The 20,141-nt window shown below is 57.8% G+C and carries 15 protein-coding genes and 1 pseudogene; 10 read left to right on the top strand and 6 right to left on the bottom strand.

What is annotated here, in order from left to right:
• The first annotated feature begins 181 nt into the window (after positions 1–181).
• The gene (locus CFB10_RS01895; protein ID WP_020012611.1) at positions 182–1,114 is read left to right on the top strand and encodes an alpha/beta hydrolase; all 933 of its coding nucleotides are present in this window, start codon (positions 182–184) and stop codon (positions 1,112–1,114) included.
• 98 nt (positions 1,115–1,212) lie between these two features.
• Here CFB10_RS01895 and CFB10_RS01900 read toward each other — a convergent pair whose 3' ends face one another.
• The 4 genes from CFB10_RS01900 to CFB10_RS01915 form a co-directional block, all read right to left on the bottom strand.
• A complete protein-coding gene (locus CFB10_RS01900) occupies positions 1,213–2,841 on the bottom strand; it encodes a CTP synthase (protein WP_003502929.1) in 1,629 nt (542 codons plus the stop codon).
• A gap of 159 nt (positions 2,842–3,000) precedes the next feature.
• Positions 3,001–3,459: a preprotein translocase subunit SecG gene (secG, locus tag CFB10_RS01905; protein ID WP_026364113.1), complete on the bottom strand. Its 459-nt coding sequence runs from the start codon at positions 3,457–3,459 to the stop codon at positions 3,001–3,003.
• A 115-nt stretch (positions 3,460–3,574) separates the two neighbouring features.
• Complete coding sequence (gene tpiA, locus CFB10_RS01910) at positions 3,575–4,345, bottom strand: triose-phosphate isomerase (protein WP_020012613.1); 771 nt, start codon at positions 4,343–4,345, stop codon at positions 3,575–3,577.
• A 212-nt stretch (positions 4,346–4,557) separates the two neighbouring features.
• On the bottom strand, positions 4,558–5,439 hold the full coding sequence (locus tag CFB10_RS01915) for an alpha/beta fold hydrolase (RefSeq protein ID WP_026364114.1): 882 nt from the start codon (positions 5,437–5,439) through the stop codon (positions 4,558–4,560).
• A gap of 206 nt (positions 5,440–5,645) precedes the next feature.
• Here CFB10_RS01915 and parE point away from each other — a divergent pair, with 206 nt between their 5' ends.
• On the top strand, positions 5,646–7,766 hold the full coding sequence (gene parE, locus CFB10_RS01920) for a DNA topoisomerase IV subunit B (RefSeq protein ID WP_020012615.1): 2,121 nt from the start codon (positions 5,646–5,648) through the stop codon (positions 7,764–7,766).
• Positions 7,767–8,107: 341 nt separating this feature from the next.
• Here parE and CFB10_RS23600 read toward each other — a convergent pair.
• Positions 8,108–8,239, bottom strand: a pseudogene (locus tag CFB10_RS23600) (transposase); the annotation flags it as partial.
• A gap of 207 nt (positions 8,240–8,446) precedes the next feature.
• On the opposite strand from CFB10_RS23600, the gene CFB10_RS01925 reads away from it, so the two are divergent.
• From CFB10_RS01925 to CFB10_RS01935, 3 genes are read left to right on the top strand one after another with little or no spacing between them, the layout of a single operon-like run.
• Positions 8,447–9,259: a metallophosphoesterase gene (locus CFB10_RS01925; RefSeq protein ID WP_020012616.1), complete on the top strand. Its 813-nt coding sequence runs from the start codon at positions 8,447–8,449 to the stop codon at positions 9,257–9,259.
• Complete coding sequence (locus CFB10_RS01930; RefSeq protein ID WP_020012617.1) at positions 9,252–9,836, top strand: papain-like cysteine protease family protein; 585 nt, start codon at positions 9,252–9,254, stop codon at positions 9,834–9,836. The genes CFB10_RS01925 and CFB10_RS01930 overlap by 8 nt, the downstream gene beginning before the upstream one ends.
• Positions 9,837–9,866: 30 nt before the next feature.
• Positions 9,867–10,415, top strand: coding sequence for a hypothetical protein (locus tag CFB10_RS01935; RefSeq protein ID WP_020012618.1), 549 nt, complete (start codon positions 9,867–9,869; stop codon positions 10,413–10,415).
• Positions 10,416–10,649: 234 nt separating this feature from the next.
• On the opposite strand, the gene CFB10_RS01940 is transcribed toward CFB10_RS01935, so the two are convergent.
• Positions 10,650–11,105: a very short patch repair endonuclease gene (locus tag CFB10_RS01940; protein WP_020012619.1), complete on the bottom strand. Its 456-nt coding sequence runs from the start codon at positions 11,103–11,105 to the stop codon at positions 10,650–10,652.
• A gap of 66 nt (positions 11,106–11,171) precedes the next feature.
• Between CFB10_RS01940 and CFB10_RS01945 the strand changes: the two genes are divergently transcribed.
• The 5 genes from CFB10_RS01945 (at position 11,172) to CFB10_RS01965 (ending at position 20,054) form a co-directional block, all read left to right on the top strand.
• Complete coding sequence (locus tag CFB10_RS01945) at positions 11,172–12,701, top strand: DNA cytosine methyltransferase (protein ID WP_026364115.1); 1,530 nt, start codon at positions 11,172–11,174, stop codon at positions 12,699–12,701.
• Positions 12,702–12,778: 77 nt separating this feature from the next.
• Complete coding sequence (locus tag CFB10_RS01950) at positions 12,779–14,272, top strand: ATP-binding protein (protein ID WP_020012621.1); 1,494 nt, start codon at positions 12,779–12,781, stop codon at positions 14,270–14,272.
• Entirely contained in the window at positions 14,269–17,001 is a 2,733-nt protein-coding gene (locus CFB10_RS01955) for a Z1 domain-containing protein (protein WP_020012622.1), read from the top strand. Before CFB10_RS01950 ends, CFB10_RS01955 begins: the two co-directional genes overlap by 4 nt.
• Entirely contained in the window at positions 16,988–17,971 is a 984-nt protein-coding gene (locus CFB10_RS01960) for a PD-(D/E)XK motif protein (RefSeq protein WP_020012623.1), read from the top strand. The genes CFB10_RS01955 and CFB10_RS01960 overlap by 14 nt, the downstream gene beginning before the upstream one ends.
• On the top strand, positions 17,958–20,054 hold the full coding sequence (locus CFB10_RS01965) for an AIPR family protein (protein WP_020012624.1): 2,097 nt from the start codon (positions 17,958–17,960) through the stop codon (positions 20,052–20,054). The genes CFB10_RS01960 and CFB10_RS01965 overlap by 14 nt, the downstream gene beginning before the upstream one ends.
• Positions 20,055–20,141 lie beyond the last annotated feature (87 nt).

Consider the following 20,141-nt stretch of genomic DNA (forward strand, 5'->3'; position numbering starts at 1 on the left):
ATCGCTGGAATTGGAACGGGCCTTCGGGCCCGTTTTTTATTGCCGGATGGATAAGGACAGGCTCCAAGCTGGACAGTCTGCGATGGTCCGGTATTGACCCCACCTGCCGTTTTGAAGATCGTCCTTGTGAACCGGTCTCCGGCGCAAATGCCGAAACCCCAAGCGCGATGAGGATGACGCCATGATATGCCGCCGCAATCTCCTGCTGGGCGGCGCGCTTTTCGCAGTGGCCTTGAAAATCCCAGATGTCTTGGCCCGGGACAGGCGGCTGCAAATACCTCTCTGGCCCGGCCCACCTCCCGGCGGCAGCGGTCCGGGTGGCGCTCTGGAGATCAGCAGGAAAGGCGCGGTCAGCAATATCAGCCTGCCGAGCCTCGAAATATTCGCGCCCGATGAACCAAACGGTTCCGCCATCATTATCGCGGGTGGCGGTGGATATAAACGCATCGAAGAAGGCAAGGAATCCTATCCTGCAGCACGCTGGCTTGCCGCAAGGGGTATCCACGCCTTCGTCCTCACCTATCGCCTGCCGATCGAAGGCTGGGTCGCCGGTCCGCTTGCCCCGCTTCAGGATGCACAGCGTGCCATCAGGCTCATCCGCGCCCGCGCTTCGCAATGGCAGATCGATACTTACAAGATCGGCGCGCTTGGCTTTTCTGCGGGCGGCCACCTGATGGGCCTGACTGCGGCCCGCTCCGCCTTCTCATCTTACGATGCCCTCGATGATATCGACAGGCAATCAGCCCGGCCGGATATCGCAGCGCTGATCTACCCGGTCATCACGCTATCGACTCCCTATGACGATACCTCGACCCGCAAATCGCTTGTCGGCAGACATCCGACGGATGCGGCAACGCGGCAATGGTCGGTGGAAAGCCATGTGGGCAAGGATTGCCCGCCGATTTTCCTGACGCAGGCCGATGACGATCGCATTTCCGATCCGGCCAACAGCCGTATCATGCAGCAGGCCTGCGAAAAGGCCGGCGCGGATGTCGAGTTTCATCCAATCGCGTCCGGCGGTCACGGCTTTGGCATGGGCAAGCACGGAACTCTCACCGAAGCATGGCCGACATGGTACGAAGCGTGGCTTAAGAAACGTAGCTTTCTGACCTGATGCATGGGGCGCATCGCAGCGCACCGCGCTTCCCAAGCCCATCATCACCAAACAAAAAAGGGTCGCAAAAGCGGCCCTCTTCGTAATCATTCAAACCGTCAAACCAGCCGGCTCTGCTCCACCGCCGCTTCGACGAAGCTCGCAAACAGCGGATGCGGATCGAGCGGACGGCTCTTCAGTTCCGGGTGATACTGCACGCCGATGAACCACGGATGGTCAGGATATTCCACGGTTTCCGGCAGGACGCCATCAGGAGACATGCCCGAGAAGACGAGGCCGCAATTTTCCAGGCGGTCCTTGTAGTCCACATTCACCTCGTAGCGGTGGCGGTGGCGCTCGGAAATGTCAGTGGTGCCGTAGATTTCGGCAATCTTGGTGTCTTTCTTCAGCGCCGCCTTGTAGGCGCCGAGACGCATCGTACCGCCGAGATCGCCCTTGGAGGAGCGCTTCTCAAGCTCGTTGCCCTTCACCCATTCGGTCATCAGGCCGACGACTGGCTCGGATGTCGGGCCAAACTCGGTGGAGGATGCATTTTCGATGCCCGCCAGATGACGCGCCGCTTCCACGACCGCCATCTGCATGCCGAAGCAGATGCCGAAATAGGGCACGTTGCGCTCACGCGCGAACTGCGCCGCCATGATCTTGCCTTCGGAACCACGCTCGCCGAAACCACCAGGCACGAGAATGCCGTTGACCTTTTCGAGATAGGGTGTGGGATCTTCCTTTTCGAAGACTTCCGACTCGATCCATTCCAGCTTGACCTTAACCCGGTTGGCGAAGCCACCGTGATGCAGCGCCTCGATCAGCGACTTATAGGCATCCTTGAGGCCGGTATATTTGCCGACGATCGCAATCGTTACCTCGCCTTCCGGCGTGCGGATACGGTTGCAGACCTCTTCCCACGGCTCCAGACGCGGCTTGGGCGCCGGCTCGATGCCGAAGGCGGCCAGCACTTCCGAGTCGAGACCTTCCTTGTGGTAGGCGATCGGAACGTCATAGATATTCGCCACATCCAGCGCCTGAATGACGGCGGAAGGACGCACGTTGCAGAACAGCGAAAGCTTGCGGCGTTCCGCTTCAGGGATTTCCCGGTCGGCGCGCACGAGCAGGATGTCGGGGTGAATGCCGAGCGCCTGCAGCTCCTTGACGGAATGCTGGGTCGGCTTGGTCTTCAGCTCGCCGGCTGCCGGAATGTAAGGCATCAGCGTCAGGTGAAGATAGATCGCCGTGCCGCGCGGCAGGTCGTTGCCTAGCTGGCGGATCGCCTCCATGAACGGCATCGCCTCGATGTCACCCACCGTGCCGCCGATCTCGCAGATGACGAAGTCGTAATCGTCATTGCCCTCGATCACGAAATCCTTGATCTCGTTGGTGACATGCGGAATGACCTGAACGGTTGCGCCGAGATAGTCGCCGCGCCGTTCCTTGTCGATGATGTTCTTGTAGATGCGACCGGTCGTGATGTTATCGGTCTTGGTGGCCGAACGCCCCGTGAAGCGCTCATAGTGGCCAAGATCGAGGTCCGTCTCGGCACCGTCGTCAGTCACGAACACTTCGCCGTGCTGTGTCGGGCTCATGGTGCCGGGATCGACGTTCAGATAGGGGTCGAGTTTACGAAGCCGCACCCGATAACCACGGGATTGCAACAAAGCTCCGAGTGCTGCCGCAGCGATGCCCTTGCCAAGAGAGGAGACCACGCCGCCTGTGATGAATACATATCGCGCCATGGGATTCACCGGATACCTTTTTACCTCTGATTCCGCCAGCCCAAAATTAATGGTTTCGAAAATTCGCTGTTGACGAATCTGCGATGGGACGAGCCGGAATGCGAACAAAAGAAAACCGGCAGGCTTTTGGCCTGCCGGAGCGTTAAATCAGAACCGGGCTTATTGACCGGTCGGAACTGCGTTCGGATCGGCGGGCTGCGCCGGTGCCGGGGCGGCCGTGCCGGAAGCGGCAGGGGCCGGTGTCGTCTGTGCGGGTACGGCTGCGCCACTATTGGTCGGAACGCCATTCCCAGCCGGAGCCGGGGTTGCGGGCGTCGTTGCCGGGCCGAGCGTGTCGAGAATGCCGTTGCCCTGACCCTGCGTGGCCGGGATACGGTTCAGAATGTCGGTCGGGCGCGATTCGTAGCGGGTCATAAGACCAAGGCCGAGCGACGTCAGGAAGAACAGCGCGGCGAGGATGCCCGTCGTGCGGGTCAACGCATTGGCCGTTCCGCGCGCGGACATGAAGCCCGAACCGCCGCCGATACCGAGGCCGCCGCCTTCGGAACGCTGGATCAGGACCACGCCGACAAGCGCCAGCACGATCATGAGGTGAATAACAATCAAAACGGTCTGCATGACAATCCATTCCATGCCCCGCGCGGAGCACCATAAAGAAGGTTTTGCGGCTCTTTACATGAGGCGACGGCTTATTCCAAGCCCCTTTCCCGCCACTCTTGCAGGAAAGCTTGGATCAAGCCGTCAGTTGCTCGTATGCCGCATAGATGGAAAGGAAGTCGGAAGCTTTCAAGCTCGCACCGCCAATCAGCGCGCCATCGACGTTTTCGACGCCCATCAGTTCCAGCGCATTGGCCGGCTTTACCGAGCCGCCATAGAGGATGCGCATGGTCTTGCCGGCATCGCCGAAGCGCTTCACGAGCTCGTCGCGCATGAAGGCATGGGCCTCGCGCACGTCTTCAACCGTCGGCGTCAGACCCGTGCCGATCGCCCAGACCGGCTCATAGGCGATGACGGTGTTTTCGGCGGTTGCCTCGTCCGGCAGGGAGCCGGCCAGCTGCCGCTTGAGGATATCGAGTGTCTGGCCCGCCTTGCGCTCATCCGCCGTCTCGCCGATGCAGACGATGGCGATGAGATCCGCCTCGTGCGCGGCAACGGCCTTGGCGCGCACCAGATGATCCGTCTCGGCATGGTCGGTGCGACGCTCTGAATGGCCGACGATGACATGGGTGCCGAAGCAGTCGGCAATCATCTCGGCGGAAATATCGCCGGTATGGGCGCCGGATGCGTTCTGGTGGCAATCCTGCGCGCCGATCATCAGCGGGCTGTCATCACAGAGCGCCGTTGCAACGTAAAGCAATGTCGAGGGCGGGCAGATCAGCGCATCCACCTTTTCGGACAGCGCGCCCTTGACGCCTTCTGCCATGGCCTTGATCTGATCGAGCGAGGCACGGGTGCCGTTCATCTTCCAGTTTCCGGCAACAAGCGGTCGAACATTCGGCGTCATGCGTATCCATTCCCTTTGTCTCTGGCCCCACCTTTGGCGGCGCCCCATCCCTCAGCCGCAAAGCGGCCCTTAATCACGACAGAAATACTGCCGGAAATCCCGGGATATTCCTTTAACCGCAGCCGGCAACAAATGGTACAAAAAAGCGGCCCGAAGGTTCAAAACGACGGCCGATTTCGAAAATTTTGCCACCGCTGACCCAAATCGAGGCCTCAGCGGCTCAAAATCCAGTTCAAAACCGCCCGCCAGTCCGTCATCCGCACCGGCGTGCCGTGGCTTCCGGTCTCATACCGCGTGAACCGCGCCGGCTCGCCGGCCTTCAGCAGGGTGCGGAAGATCATCGCCTGCTGATCGGCCGAATAGACCTTGTCGGCGCTGCCATGGGTGAACCACACAGGCTTCTTCGCTTTTGCAAAGACGCTTTTCGGAAAATCGGGATCGACCGCACCACCGAGGATCGCCATGCCCTTGAGCTTGGCGACAGCAGCCTTGTCGCGGCTGATGCCATAGCAGATGAAGCTGCCCATGGAGGCGCAGGTCAGCACAACAGGCTTGCCGCCCGATTTTCTGGCTGCATCGGCAATCAACGCCGCGACATCGGCAACGCCGTTCTCATCGAAGGAGCGCACGCTCGGCGCATAATAGGTGCCGCCATTGGCGACCGCCAGGTTCTTCATGCGGTTGAAGTTGCCGCCGAAGGTGTAGTCATTCATGCCGAGCCGCCGGTCACCGCCGCGCCCGTGGATGAAGATGACGGTGAAGGCCTGTCCGCTTGCCGGCCCGACGCGCCCCACTTCGAGCGCCCTACCCTCGACCGACACGGTTTCAAGCGCCTGCGCGCTCTTCGGCGCCATATCGACATATTGCCGTTTCACCCGCCGCTCCGGCACCTCGTCGCGGCCGTTGATGTCGCGCATCTCCTGATAATCGATCACCTCAGATGCGCCGCCATCTCCAGTGGAAAGCACCGTCTGGGCGGAAAATAGCTCGTCCTTGAAGGGCCGCAGCGGCCCGTCAGCCGCCCCGGCGCCGCCCGGCATCGCCGCAACAGTCAGGCAGAAAAGAGTACAAAACGTGAAATGAGCTGTGGACATGCCTTGGTTAACCGTTCATTCGTGGCTGCGAGACTTGCCATTGCAAGGCCGGCAGCGCAATCCTCCTGTTGCGAAACCCTGACACAATCGTGGCATAAGGTGCGCCGCGTTCGGCCACACGCCTTACACGTTTGGCGCTATAATCGCCCCATTGGCATACTGATTCGCTTGGCGAAATTCTGACGACACGAATTTTGAACTTGGACATGATGGACGACAGCAACGATCTCTTCTCCGGTCTTCCGGCAGCACGAAACAGCGAAACGGAAACGAATGATGACGCGGTCAAACCCGTGAAGGCCCCGTCGACAGTTCCCGCCAACGCGAACGTGCAGCCGAAACCCGCAGCCGTTGCGGCCGCCACGCCGCCTGCGCCACCAGCACCCGTGTCTCCTTCCGGTGACGATTACGGCGCCTCATCAATCCGCGTGCTTGAAGGGCTGGAGCCGGTGCGCATGCGGCCGGGCATGTATATCGGCGGCACCGACGAGAAGGCGCTGCACCACCTTTTCGCCGAAGTCATCGACAACTCCATGGACGAGGCCGTCGCCGGCCATGCCAATTTCATCGAGGTCCATCTCGATGCCGAAGGCTTTCTGACGGTCACCGATAACGGCCGCGGCATTCCCGTGGAAAACCACCCGCAGGTTCCCGGCAAGTCGACGCTCGAAGTCATCATGACCAAGCTGCATGCCGGCGGCAAGTTCGACGGCAAGGCCTATGAGACATCGGGCGGCCTGCACGGCGTCGGCGTGTCCGTGGTCAATGCGCTGTCCGATCTTCTGGAAGTGGAAGTGGCGCGTAACCGCAAGCTTTACCGCCAGCGTTTTTCGCGCGGCGCGCCGATCGGCGGGCTTGAGGAACTGGGCGACGTGCACAACCGTCGCGGCACCCGCGTGCGGTTCCATCCCGATCCGCAGATCTTCGGCGATCACGCGAAATTCGAACCGGCGCGCATCTTCCGTATGGCCCGCTCCAAGGCCTATCTCTTCGGCGGCGTCGAAATCCGCTGGAGCTGCGATCCCGGCATGGTGCCGGCCGGCGGCGAAATCCCCGAAAAGGCCGTGTTCCATTTCCCCGGCGGCCTCAAGGATTATCTCGCCGCCACGCTCGGCAAGGAATTCACCGTCACCCGCGAGATTTTCTCGGGCCGCACCGAAAAGACCGGCGGCCACGGCGCGCTGGAATGGGCGGTAACCTGGTATGGCGGCGATACGCAGATCCATTCCTATTGCAACACCATCCCGACGCCCGAAGGCGGCACGCATGAGGCGGGTTTCCGCATCGCGCTCACCAAGGGCCTTAAAAATTATGCCGATCTGACGCAGAACAAGCGCGCCAAGGACATCACCACCGACGACGTGATGATCTCTGCCGCCGGCATGCTCTCGGTCTTCATCCGCGAGCCTGAATTCGTCGGCCAGACCAAGGACAAGCTCGCGACCGTCGAGGCCCAGCGCATCGTCGAAAACGCGCTGCGCGATCCCTTCGACCATTATCTCGCTGGCAATCCGGGCGAAGCGGCCAAGCTGCTCGACTGGGTGATCGAGCGCGCCGAAGAGCGCCTGCGCCGCCGCAAGGAAAAGGAAGTCAACCGCAAGACCGCCGTGCGCAAGCTGCGCCTGCCCGGCAAGCTGGCGGACTGCGCCCAGAACACGGCGGAAAATGCGGAACTTTTCATCGTCGAGGGTGACTCGGCCGGCGGCTCCGCCAAGCAGGCGCGCAACCGCGCCAATCAGGCCATCCTGCCCCTGCGCGGCAAGATTTTGAACGTCGGCAGCGCCAGCCGTGAAAAACTCTCCGCCAACCAGCAGATCGCCGATCTCATCCAGGCGCTCGGCTGCGGCACCCGCACCAAATACCGCGAAGAAGATTTGCGTTACGAGCGCATCATCATCATGACCGATGCCGATGTCGACGGCGCCCATATTGCCTCGCTGCTCATCACCTTCTTCTATCAGGAAATGCCGGAACTCATTCGCGGCAATCACCTCTATCTGGCGGTGCCGCCGCTTTACGTCATCCGTCAGGGTGCCAAGAGCGCTTATGCCCGCGACGACGCCCACCGCGCCGAGCTGATGGAAACCGTCTTCAAGGGCAAGAAGGTCGAAATCGGCCGCTTCAAAGGCCTTGGCGAAATGATGGCCCAGCAGCTGAAGGAAACCACCATGGATCCCGAAAAGCGCACCCTGCTGCGTGTCGAGATCGACGATGTGGATTTCGAAGGCACCCGCGAGGCCGTCGACAACCTGATGGGCACCAAGGCCGATGCGCGCTTCCGTTTCATTCAGGAGCGGGCGGCCTTTGCGGACAATCTGGATATCTGATGAGAAACCCAAGCTGATCCTGGCCAAATACCGCTGAAACTGGCCATTCTTGAAGCCAAAACTAGCCAACTGCATAAAACACAACCCCAGGTACATTCTAGTACTTGGGATTTATTGAAAGACGAACCGAGATCTTCTACTGCGAGCGATGGCAAGTATTCGACTAGGGGAAGCCGGCGAAGTCCACCGCGCAACTACAAGCGAAAGAGTAATGTACCGATGCGACGTCCGAGGCTACTTATTCGTCTCTCGCGGGATGCACCAGTAATACGCCCCCTCGCTGATCAAAACCCATTGGCCCATTCTCTGCGTCCGATGGACATGATGCGCCATGGCTGGCTTTATAGCTTTCGCCAAGCATCGCAGCAATGATCGACAATGTCGTCGTAGGATTTAAAGACTCGGTTCAAGAGCCAGTTGTCGCGCATAAAGTGCCAGAGGTTTTCGACCGGGTTCAACTCGGGCGATTTCGGCCAGATGCTGGGTCATCCAGACCATCGAAGTCTGTAGGTCGTCCTCGTTCTAGCCGGACATTGCTAAGACTTCCAGAAGCCGCAGATGAAAATGCTTCCATGGAGATTCATCTCCCATTAACCCTGCAACTCCCCGGCACCACCCCGTAAAGTTTTCGCCAACTATCGGCATGCGATGTCTCTGGCTCAAACAGGGACATCTTCAACATGACCAGCGTTCACACCTTCGCAATCGGAGACGTCCACGGACGTACAGACCTACTTCGTGCACTGCTGGACGGCATATCTAGGCAGGCGGCGTGTCTTGGAATCGTCTATCGGATCGTGTTCCTCGGCGACATAGTCGACCGCGGCCCGCACAGCCGGCAGGCGATGCATCTGGTTGCGGAAACACTGAAGCAGCTTCCAGCTTCGCGGCTCATTCTCGGCAACCACGATTCCTTCATCCTCCGCATCCTCGACGAGACCGATCTCCCCCGGAAGCAGGCTCTTCTCCTGCACTGGATCGCCAGGATGGGAGGCGCAGCCACCCTCGCCTCCTACGGTTTCGATTCCTCCGATGATGCCGCACTCGACCGAATCCTCGACGTTGTTGATGTCGACCACGTGGCGATCCTCCGTGCAGCCGAGCGGTACGTTGAACTTGACCACCACATTCTCGTCCACGCCGGCGTCGAGCCGGGTGTGCCATTTGCTCGACAGGATCCGTACAAGCTCATGTGGATCCGGGAACCCTTCCTGAGCTTCACCGGATCGTCCCGAAAGACCGTTGTCCATGGACACACGCCGACATCGCCGTTGATGGTGGAGCGTTGTCACGGTCGGATAGCGATCGACACGGGTGCACACAACAAAGGCATACTCTCTGCCCTTCACATTCACCATCGTGGCAGCGAGAGGATTCTTCAGGCAGTCGCGCCCTTACGGGGCGTGGTCACGGTGATCGATGACGGCTTTCTGGATCTGGGCGGCGTGCAGGTAGCTGGCCACCTGCACGGTGGGTTCGCGAAAAATGCGTGAGGGATTCAGGTTCGTCAGCTCCGTGTTCGATTGGATCAGCAGCCTCTATCGACTTCCAGAGCGCGTCAGATATCCAAACCAATTGCACCTGACCTTCCAAATGCAAACGCAGAAATGGAGCAACTGGTGCTGGGCGGCAACGGCTTCGAGCATTTCGCAATACTACGACTGCGAGGACTATGTTTCTCAGGACGAGATCGTCGGACGAGCACTTGGCCTTCCGCCGCCATGGGTGCCCGAAGAGTCGTGGAACCGAGAGGATACGATGCTGACGGGGCTTCGGATCGTGGGTTGCGACAATTCGACTTATCGTGGATTTGCCGAACTTCGACAGGCCATGCAGCAATTGGACAGGAGAAATCCCGTTTGCGTTCAGATCAAATGGCCATCGGAGGGAGGACATGCAGTTGTGATCCACGGCTGCTGGCTCGACGAGAATGGAGAAGATCACTACCTGATAGGAGACCCGTGTTTTGATCATTCGTTCCCGGTACCTGGGAGCGAGCTTCGAAACGATTACCTCGAGTACGGGGGTCGCTGGGTTCAGACCTACCATGTTCGTGCGCCGGAAAAATGATATACGGGACTTGAGGCATGGAGAGATAGAATGACAATCGCGATGCTTCGAGCACCGAGTTCCGTCGGCGAGAAATTCAATCGGGCAATGGGTTTCCTGGCCGCCATGCCTGGGCGAAGCCGTGCGAACACCGAGTACCGCCACATCGGTCCATTCCCCAAGAGGGTGCTTGGAGCAGTACCGCGCTCAGAAGCCGACCTCGCCTCCCCCTATACTATGGGATGGCAGTACCTTGTCCGGGATGACGATGGTTTCGGTGTTCTGGACATCAGCAGTCGTGAAAATGGATCCTACAGTTCGTTTCGACGTGGCAGCTTCGCGCTTGCCTACAACGATGCACTCGAAGCCGCGGAAGCCGAAGCCTCAAGCAGCCAAGACATATACGAACTTGAGATCGTGGAAATCCCCGCCGCCTTCACGCTCATGATCATCATGAAATCGAAGGAGGTGAAGCTTTTTCCTGCGTTCTTCCAGGGGAGGCGTCTGCTTCCTGAGGCTAGAACGTTCGACGAACTTCGAGGGCTTGCGGTCGAGGGACATCATCCCGACGGCTCGCAGCAGTCACCTTCACCTTTTTGATGTCCGGGCTTCGGTGATTTCTTCTCAGCGTAGGTATTCTAGTGAAAGGATGGCGAGACCGAACGCGCCGCGTGATCGACCACCTCCATATGCTCGTACAGAGGAAGTTTGCATCAAATCTCGCATGAATTCGTTGCGGAAAGGTGGTAGTCGTCTCGGACAGTTCGTGTCGGGTGATTGCTTCCAAGCCGGCACCGGTTGCTAGGCTCAGCGAAATGACCGATCCCGGATCGACTAGACCTCACCCTCCCCGATTTCTATCTCTTTTGAAGCGGTCGGAAGCCATTCCGTCAACTGCCTAGCTGCCGCTTCAATTAAGTTCTGCTTTCGCAACGCACATTCCCAAACCGTCGCTACCCGCCAGCCTATATCGAGCAACGCGCGCTTGACGTCGTCGTCGCGGGCAACGTTGGCGGCAAACTTGGCTTGCCAAAACTCCGGTCGGGTAGACGGCGTTGTCGCATAACGGCAGCGAAAGTGGCGGTGCCAGAAACAGCCATGTACGAATACTACCGCCTTGTATTTTGGAAGGGCGATGTCAGGCGCGCCGATGATTTTCGTGCTATGTAAGCGGAAACGCAGCCCTTGTGCATGGAGCGCACGGCGAAGCACAAGCTCGGGTTTCGTGTTCTTTCCCCTGATTCCCGCCATCATTCGCGATCGTGTCGTAGGGTCGACAATATCAGTCATTTGTATCCTGGCAATTGCAGCTACACATAGTATACACCGACAAAACATATCGATCAGGAGTCGTTCTTGCCTACCACTTTCGGTATCATTGATCTCTTTGCTGGGCCGGGTGGATTAGGTGAAGGGTTCTCATCTCTGTCGGTTGACCAGCATAATCCATTTAGTATCGGCATCTCCGTAGAAAAGGAAATGTCCGCGCATAATACCTTGCGGCTGCGCGCCTTCTTGAGAGCATTTCGCGCCGAGCATGGGAAACTCCCGGCCGAGTTCGTCAACTTTCATGCGGGCGCGGTGGGAGAGCCGGATTGGGCCCTCGTTGGCAACGGCGCCTGGGATCACGCATCACGGGAAGCCAGACAGCTCGAACTTGGAACGACCGCCGCGTCCGAAGCGATAGATGAGGCGATCGCAGGACTTCAAAAGTTTGATGACACCATTCTGATCGGTGGGCCGCCTTGTCAGGCATATTCGCTGGTTGGACGAGCGCGAGCGAACGGCAAACGCGACTATGTACCGGAGCAAGACGAGCGTCATTATCTGTTTCGGGAGTACATAAGGGTCCTGGAACGTCTGAGACCATCGGCATTCGTGATGGAAAACGTGAAGGGCATGCTGTCGTCCACCGTAGAGAGTCGACACGTTTTCGAAATGCTTATGGAAGACCTGTCCTCGTTGGGTACAAGGCACGGCCATATCTACGAGCTCTTCGCCGTACGGGTGGAGAACGGTCAAGCAACTCTTCGTCAAGCGGGGAAGCCGTCCGACTTTATAGTGAAGGCCGAGGAGTTCGGCGTACCGCAGCGACGGCATAGAGTGATCATCATTGGTATCCGAGCCGACCTGGCTTCGCGCGTGTCAGCCACAAGCATTCCAGTCAGCGAAAGGCGCAGGACGGTCGAGGACGCCATTGGCAACCTAGGACGCCTTCGCAGTGGGATAAGCGAGTCCAACGACAGCTTCGCGAGATGGAGCGACTACTTGTTCGACTCCGCCAAGATCTTGGCCTCAAGCTCTGGCGTTGGCCTGGAACAGCGCCTTCGTAGCCTGATGAGCGAATTCCAGAACGCGTCACCATTGCCTCGCTCTTCCGCCACTCTTCCAAGCGGCTACGGCAAGTCCAACGACGAATTGCTGCGATGGCTTGAGTGTCCGGAACTGCTTTCCGTTGCCCAGCATGGCACGCGCGGGCACATGGCATCAGATCTTGGTCGATATCTTTTTGCAGCGGTATTCGGAAAGGTTCATAATTACAGCCCGAAAGCCTCTGAATTCCCCGAGGTGCTTCGGCCAAATCACCGCAATTGGGATAGCGGAATATTTGCCGACCGTTTCCGCGTTCAGCTCTCCAACGAAGCATCGACGACTGTCACAAGCCACATTTCGAAAGACGGCCACTATTTCATCCATCCCGATCCAACTCAGTGCCGCAGTCTGACTGTCCGGGAAGCAGCTCGCCTTCAGACCTTTCCGGACGACTACTTATTCATGGGAAATCGCACACAGCAATACGTTCAAGTCGGGAATGCCGTGCCGCCCTACCTTGCTCGACAAATCGCACATCTTGTTTACACATCGCTTACTTGCACGAACTCGTAATATTAGCCTAAGTGTATATTGCCGTCCTCCACTTTTCGCGCGATGGTGGTGGTTCAAGGACTCGTTGGGATTCGTGAATGCAGCAAGGATTCGTGGCTAGAAGGGCAGACGCTACACCGCAGGCTGCAGCATTGATCGAAGGTTTGCGAGACATCGGCTATTCCCTTGAGACCGCGATCTCGGACATTGTTGACAACTCGATCACCGCATGCGCCCGCCGGATCCAGATACTGACCGAAACATTTTCGGAAGAGCCATTCATCGCGATCGCTGATGACGGCATGGGAATGACCGAGGATGAGTTGGTGGCGGCCATGCGTCCCGGTAGCCGGAATCCTCTCGATACTCGGGAAAAAGTCGATCTTGGTCGCTTTGGACTTGGGCTGAAAAGCGCAAGTTTCTCGCAATGCCGCAGGTTGACGGTTGTTACCCGCACCAACGGGATCACGTCTGCGGCCGTGTGGGACTTGGATGACGTCGCTCGCCGCAACGAGTGGTCCGTTCAGCTTCTGGACGATATCGCAGCAATCCCATGTGCTGACCAGCTCGGCAAGACCGGAACCTTGGTGCTATGGGAAAAGCTTGATCGCTTGAGCGGCGGCCACAAGCTGAACACCGCGAAACGAGCGGAGGTAATAAATCAGCGCCTGGCGGAAACCGAGCGCCACCTGCGATTGGTATTCCATCGTTTCTTGGAAGATCCAAAGCCAATCAGGATTCTTCTGAACGGTCGGCAGCTTCGCCCACTGGATCCATTCGCGCGCAAGAACTCGGTTACCATTGCCGATCCGGAGGAAATCATCACCCTTCCGCAGGGCGATGTCGAGATCCAGAGCTTTACAATTCCTCACCATAAACAAATGAGCACCCCGGACTGGGATGACCTCGGCGGACCTGAGGGGCATCTGAAATCTCAGGGCTTTTACCTGTACCGAGGCGAACGACTGATATTGCATGGCACTTGGTTCGGTCTTTGCCGCCAGTCCGAGCTCACGAAGTTATCCCGAGTAAGGATCGATATTTCCAACAGCATGGACAGTGATTGGAAAATCGATGTCAAGAAGTCTTCGGCTCAGCTTCCTCCGGCGGTTCGCGACCGATTGAAGAAGGTGATCGAACGCATTCAGGAAGGTTCCAAACGCACCTACCGGAAACGTGGGCAGAAGCTCGTCGATCACAACCGATTGCCTCTGTGGCACAGAATTCAGTCTGATGGACACATCCGCTACAGGCCGAACACCGACCATCCAATCTTCGCCGAGTATGCCGAAGAACTCCCGGAACATCTTCGCCGAGGTTTCTTCAATTGCATCAATCTCGTTGGTGCATCTTTGCCAGTTGAGACGCTACATGCGGATATGGCGGCTGTCGCCGAGGACGTCGTGCCGGACCGTGTTGATGAGGACACCCTCACTCAAGCAGTGCAGGCGACCCTTTCCGTCCTTCTGGCGGCCAAAAAGGAACTCAAGGATATCGTCGCCTTGATGAGAGATGTCGATCCATTTCGGACCGCATGGTCCGACACCCAGCGAATCATAGACGCCATCATCGAGGCAAATCGAGCTAAATGAACCAGATACTGAGCAGCCTTGAAGGCATGACCGCAATGTTCATGGCTTCGCAACAGGGTCCCCATACGGCGCAATCGATCAGAGACATTATCGCGCAACTGCGCGATACCCCGATGTTTTCCGGGAAGGTGAGCGTCGACGAAGCTGAAGATCTTGCCCGCCTCATCGAAGAGAAGCACGGCATCAGCATGGGACTGGGCGCGATCGTTGACGCGGAAGATTTCCGTCCGTGGCTTCATGATGCGAAGATCAACGGCGAGATTGGGAACTTCTACTGGGGCCGGTATCGCCAGCTACTTAGCCTTCAGGGCCTGCCAAAATCTGTCATCGACGCCACCGACGAAGTCACGGATCGCGTGCTCGATAGGCTTGGAAATCCGCGAAACCTGAATCCTTGGGGCCGCCGGGGAATGGTGGTGGGCCATGTCCAGAGCGGCAAGACAGCGAACTACACCGGGCTCATCTGCAAGGCGGCTGACGCCGGATACCGGCTAATCGTCGTAATCGCCGGGATCCATAACAATCTTCGCAATCAGACGCAGATGCGGATCGACGAAGGATTCATTGGCCGGGACACCGGTCGCCTTGCGCATGCGAACAAGGCTCAGCGGCAGAAGATTATCGGTGTAGGCACCTTCGATCAGCGAGAATTCCCGGTCTCTCTCACCAACACATTGCGCGACTTCAACAAGGCGACAGCTACGACCAATACCAGCCAGATTGGCCAGTACAATGTTCCCGTTGTGCTGGTAATCAAGAAGAATTCGAGCACGCTGAAAAACCTGCTGGAGTGGCTGAAGGAGCATTCGGTCAGCCAAGGAACCCAGATGGTGCAGCAGCCGATGCTTCTCATCGATGATGAAGCGGATAACGCTTCGATCAACACGGCGTATAGCAAGGAAGAGATTACTCGCATCAACGGCCAGATCAGAGAGCTCCTGTCACTATTTCACCGGAGCTGCTACGTAGGATATACCGCTACCCCATTCGCGAATATCCTGATCGATCCGGACACTGCCGACGAGACCTTCAAGCAAGACCTATTTCCCCGGCACTTCATCATCGGACTTGATGCGCCTTCGAACTATTTCGGCGCACAGAAGGTATTCATCGATGAACGCACAAAGCATGTTCGGATTATTGCCGATAATGAGGATATCTTTCCGATAAAGCACAAGATCGACCATCCGGTCGATGCCCTGCCTGAAAGCCTTGTCGATGCGGTGCGAGCATTTCTAGTCGCGCGGGCTGTCCGAAATGTTAGGGGCCAACAGGGATCTCATGCCTCAATGCTGATCAATGTCTCGCGCTTCACAGACGTTCAGGGCAGACTGCGTTCGCGCGTCAGTGACATCGTCAGTCGTATTCGCGATGCGGTAGCAGTAGATGCCGGCAAAGGCAGGGCTGCACTGGCAAACCCGGAGATCGCCGCCCTCCATCGTGTCTGGGAAGAAGAGTACACAGATATCGAGGACGCGGACTGGTCTCAGATCCAGGCGCGTCTGCACGAAGTACTGATTGCGGCGCGCGTCATCGAGGTCAACGCTTCGAAGCGTTCGGAAGCGCTTGCCTATGAGAAGGGTGGCGAGCATGGCGTCACAGTGATCGCGGTTGGAGGCTTCTCGCTTTCGCGCGGCCTTACGCTCGAAGGACTGACGACGAGCTATTTCCTTCGGAACTCCATGATGTACGACACGCTCATGCAAATGGGTCGGTGGTTTGGTTACAGGCCAGGCTACGAGGACCTTTGCAGGCTATGGATTCCGGCGGATGGGGTCGGCTGGTACTCCCACATCCAGGAGGCCATGGAAGATCTGCAGGCACAGCTCAAGCGCATGGAACTGGCGAAGGCGACTCCCGAGCAATTCGGTCTCGCTGTCCGTAGCCATCCCGAGACCCTGATAGTCACCGCGCGCAACAAGATGGGTAGCGGCAAGCAAATACCTGTCAGGGTCGGACTTGCGGGCAGACTGGTCGAAACAACGCGCATCAAGAATGACGGCGATCAGCTTGCGAGAAACAGATCGGCGGGCGTCGTATTGGCGAAAGCAATCCAAACCAGCGGGGTACATCGCGAGGAGCGGCCTCGTGGGCATCTTTTCAAGACCGTTCCTGTCGAACTGGTCCGCAATTTCCTGAACATATTCCGAGCGGATCCGGCCGATCCGCTGACTGATCCGCGGCTGATGGGAGATTACATCGAAGCCCGCTCGGAAGCCGAGTTGAAGGATTGGGACGTTCTTTTCGCAAGCGCTCAGAAAGAGGATGGCCTCGACCCGCCAGACCTCAGCGGCCTTCAGATGAAGCCGTTCAACCGTGCTGTAGGACTGGATAACTTGAAGGCTGGGACACTTGCGATCAGCGGAGCAAGCCGTCGTGTCGGCTCGCCGGGCGACGAGCGCGAGGGCTTGACAGAAGATCAGATTAGCATCGCCAAGAGCAATTACATTCGAGACCAAGGCAAGTCAGCGTCGGGTACACTGCCTCCACGTATTTTCATTGAGATCGAAGGGCGACGGCCCCTTATGATTCTCCGCTTCGTCCATCCCGAAATCGGCGATGAGGAGCTCAAGCAACGGCTTCCTGAGGATGTGCTCGCGTGGGGCATCTACTTCCCTCCTTCGAACATCCAGGGAGGGACGGTCGACTACGTCGTCAACACCATACGCATGCGGGAGATGTTCGGGGAAGAAGAAGTTGAGGAGGAGGCCTTTGGTGATCCTGAATAATACGCCTTGGGCCGGACTTGAGGCGGGCAAGGTCGATACAAGACGGGTGAAGGCGTCGGGTCGCTGGAGTTTTTTCTGGGCCGTTCTCACGCGATCAGACGCAGCGTTGGTGTTACAGCTTTCCCAGTTGCCAAATCCCCTACCCGACCTGCCGAAGCTCCGAAGCCTCGACATTCACTTCCAGACACTACCGGGCGGGCCAATCCTATGCATCCGTCTCAACGATGCCGCCCAAGTGGAACTGTTCGAAACTCTCTGCCGGGACGTCGTTGCGTCCGCGGAAACGGCGGAAGACGAAGCGGCTGCACTTCAAAAGGCGATCGGACGTACATTTCGCTGGCATCACCTTCTTCGCGGCGGAAAGGACGACCTCCTCCCGGAAGAAGCGCAGAAGGGCCTCATCGGCGAGTTGAAGATACTGACGCTCCTCGTTGAGAATATGGGAGCAAAGGCCGCAATCGAGACGTGGACGGGTCCTTCGGGGGCGCCGAAGGATTTCGAACTGAGGTCTGATTGCATCGAGGTAAAGGCACGGCGCGGTGCCTCGCAGCCTTTCGTAAAGATCTCGAACGAATATCAACTCGCCGAGGTTGAAGGCCGCAGGCTCTGGCTCGCCGTTCTGACGGTCGACAAGGTTCAACCACCGAACGGCTTGACGCTTGCCGACCATGTGGCCGCGCTGGCGAGAACACTGGAGCGCAGTGCACCATCCGCTATCCCTCAGTTCGATCTTCGACTGGCAGATGCCGGATATGATCCCATGCATGACTACTCAGCTTGGCATTGGCAGGCATCCGAGGCCGAATTTTTCGCGGTGGAGGACCCCTTCCCCAGATTGGCAGCGCCGGTACCCCTTGGAGTGTCGAACTTAAGCTATTCCCTTTCTCTTGATGCCTGTGCGCCCTTCAATACGGACTGGGCAACCATACGTGCAACGCTGTTTGAAGAAGGCACCGATGAGCGATCTTGAGGAATATCACCAGAACCTGATGGCGGACGTCCGGCGGGAAGCCGACGCAAGCGGCATCCTCATGATTGAGGCATTCTTCGACAGAATGGCCGAAAGGTTGACGGAAGCTGGCGAACTGGAAGCTGCCGACCGGGCCTTCTTTCAGGATATCGACGGCGGGAAAAAGATCCGCATCGATGGCTATTCCGGTGACCCGCGAGACAATGACGGCACCCTTGGGCTCATAGTATGCGATTTTGTCGACTCCGACGAGGTCCGGACATTTGGAAAAAGCGAACTCGCGCCTCTCCTCAATCCATTGATCCGGTTTCTTGGCAAAGCGCGCTCCGAAAAATTCCGGGATGCTCTCAACGAGGTCAATCCAGCCTTCCAAGTATCCGATCTGATAATTGCCACGTGGCAGCATGTGTCGAAGGTCAAGCTCATCCTTGTCTCGAACAGGCAATATGTCGGGCGTGATGACACAGTAAAGCTGGATAACAAGGAACAGGTTCCCATAACCTACTCGGTATGGGACCTTGCCCGCTTTGAACGTTACGAGCGCTTGGGTCAGTCGCGCGCCGACATGCTTATCGATTTCGAAAAGGATTTTGGTGGCGCTCTCCCCGCGTTGAAAGCTTCCCAGGACGACGCCGCCCTCGAAAGCTACCTCATGATCGTTCCTGGCCACCAGCTCGCGAGCATCTATGATAGATGGGGTGCCCGCCTGCTGGAGGCAAACGTCCGATCCTTCCTCCAAGCGCGCGCGAAGACCAATAAGGGCATTCAGAAGACGATCAAGGACGCACCGGAACTGTTCTTCCCGTACAATAATGGTCTCTCTGCCACTGCCGATGGGGTGACTTGCGTCCAGACGTCTTCGGGCTTGGCGGTCTCATCGATCAACAATCTGCAAATCGTGAACGGAGCACAGACAACGGGATCGATCCACGCTTCACTGAGGTTGGCGAAGGAACAGCTCGACCGGGTATTCGTGCAAATGAAGCTGACCGTAGTCCCGCCAGACAGATCGGAAGAGATCGTCCCGAGAATTTCCGAATTCGCCAATACCCAGAACAAGGTCAACGCAGCGGACTTCTTCTCTAATCATCCGTTTCATATACGCATGGAACAGATTTCGCGCAGCACGATCTTCGCAGCCCCCGATAACGAGCGGCATGACAGCAAATGGTTTTACGAGCGGTCGCGCGGCCAGTACATCAATGAGCGCGCGAAGCTCAAACCGACACAGCAGAAGAAGTTCGACCTCGAATTTCCCAAGACCAAGCTCTTCTCGAAAACAGACTTGGCCAAGTTCGTGTTCTCTGCATCGGGGCACCCCCATATTGTCTCGCGCGGCGCACAGAAGAACTTCGCCGAATTCGCGAAGGAGATCGGTGACAGTTGGTCAAAAAGCGACGCCAAATACGATGACCTCTGGTACAAGCGCCTGATCTCAAAGGCACTGATTTTCAGGAAACTGGAAACGGAAATCCCAAAGCAGTCATGGTATGAGGGAGGATACCGTGCCAACGTCGTAACGTACGCGATGGCCAAACTTTTCCATGATGCGAACGGCGAGAAGGAAGTGCTCGATCTCGATACGATCTGGCGCCGCCAGACCGTTCCGGACGTACTGGTTGATGCCCTTCTGGTCGCGGCTGCTGCTGCCCATCATGTGGTCACTCACCCGCCTTCAGGTGTTAGAAACATGTCAGAATGGGCGAAGCAGCAGGCTTGCTGGAACCGCTTGAAGTCCGAAGAACTTCAGTATGGCGATAGCCTCGAAAGCTGCCTCGTCTTGATCGAAAGTGCGCGATCCAATCTACGTGATGCTCGTTCACAAAGAGCCTTGACCGATGGAATCAATGCACAGAGCGAAGTGGTTACGCTTGGTGGCGCCTACTGGTCCAAAGTGCTCGAATGGGGACGGGCGAAGAAGCGATTGACACCCAAGGATCTGCAGATCGTTCAGATATGTGCCACTATACCCCAGCGCCTTCCTACCGATTCACAGGCACTCCATGCAATAAAGCTTCTTGCCCGGTTGAAAGACGAAGGCTTCGTTGCTGCCGGAGCACCAGAGGCAGCGACCACGCGGTGACGTCTGTGATCGCTGAGCAAGCGGTTTGGATCTAGCGGTCTTCTGTGCCGGCATCACTCCCGCTCAGGATTGGGCAGGCCGCAGCAC

Source organism: Agrobacterium sp. 719_389 (assembly GCF_900188475.1).
GTDB classification, from domain to species: Bacteria; Pseudomonadota; Alphaproteobacteria; order Rhizobiales; family Rhizobiaceae; genus Agrobacterium; species Agrobacterium radiobacter.

Coding starts and splice junctions, on each gene's coding strand:
- CFB10_RS01895 (WP_020012611.1), top strand. CDS start 182: ATGATATGCCGCCGCAATCTCCTGCTGGGCGGCGCGCTTTTCGCAGTG.
- CFB10_RS01900 (WP_003502929.1), bottom strand. CDS start 2,841: ATGGCGCGATATGTATTCATCACAGGCGGCGTGGTCTCCTCTCTTGGC.
- secG (WP_026364113.1), bottom strand. CDS start 3,459: ATGCAGACCGTTTTGATTGTTATTCACCTCATGATCGTGCTGGCGCTT.
- tpiA (WP_020012613.1), bottom strand. CDS start 4,345: ATGACGCCGAATGTTCGACCGCTTGTTGCCGGAAACTGGAAGATGAAC.
- CFB10_RS01915 (WP_026364114.1), bottom strand. CDS start 5,439: ATGTCCACAGCTCATTTCACGTTTTGTACTCTTTTCTGCCTGACTGTT.
- parE (WP_020012615.1), top strand. CDS start 5,646: ATGATGGACGACAGCAACGATCTCTTCTCCGGTCTTCCGGCAGCACGA.
- CFB10_RS01925 (WP_020012616.1), top strand. CDS start 8,447: ATGACCAGCGTTCACACCTTCGCAATCGGAGACGTCCACGGACGTACA.
- CFB10_RS01930 (WP_020012617.1), top strand. CDS start 9,252: ATGCGTGAGGGATTCAGGTTCGTCAGCTCCGTGTTCGATTGGATCAGC.
- CFB10_RS01935 (WP_020012618.1), top strand. CDS start 9,867: ATGACAATCGCGATGCTTCGAGCACCGAGTTCCGTCGGCGAGAAATTC.
- CFB10_RS01940 (WP_020012619.1), bottom strand. CDS start 11,105: ATGACTGATATTGTCGACCCTACGACACGATCGCGAATGATGGCGGGA.
- CFB10_RS01950 (WP_020012621.1), top strand. CDS start 12,779: ATGCAGCAAGGATTCGTGGCTAGAAGGGCAGACGCTACACCGCAGGCT.
- CFB10_RS01955 (WP_020012622.1), top strand. CDS start 14,269: ATGAACCAGATACTGAGCAGCCTTGAAGGCATGACCGCAATGTTCATG.
- CFB10_RS01965 (WP_020012624.1), top strand. CDS start 17,958: ATGAGCGATCTTGAGGAATATCACCAGAACCTGATGGCGGACGTCCGG.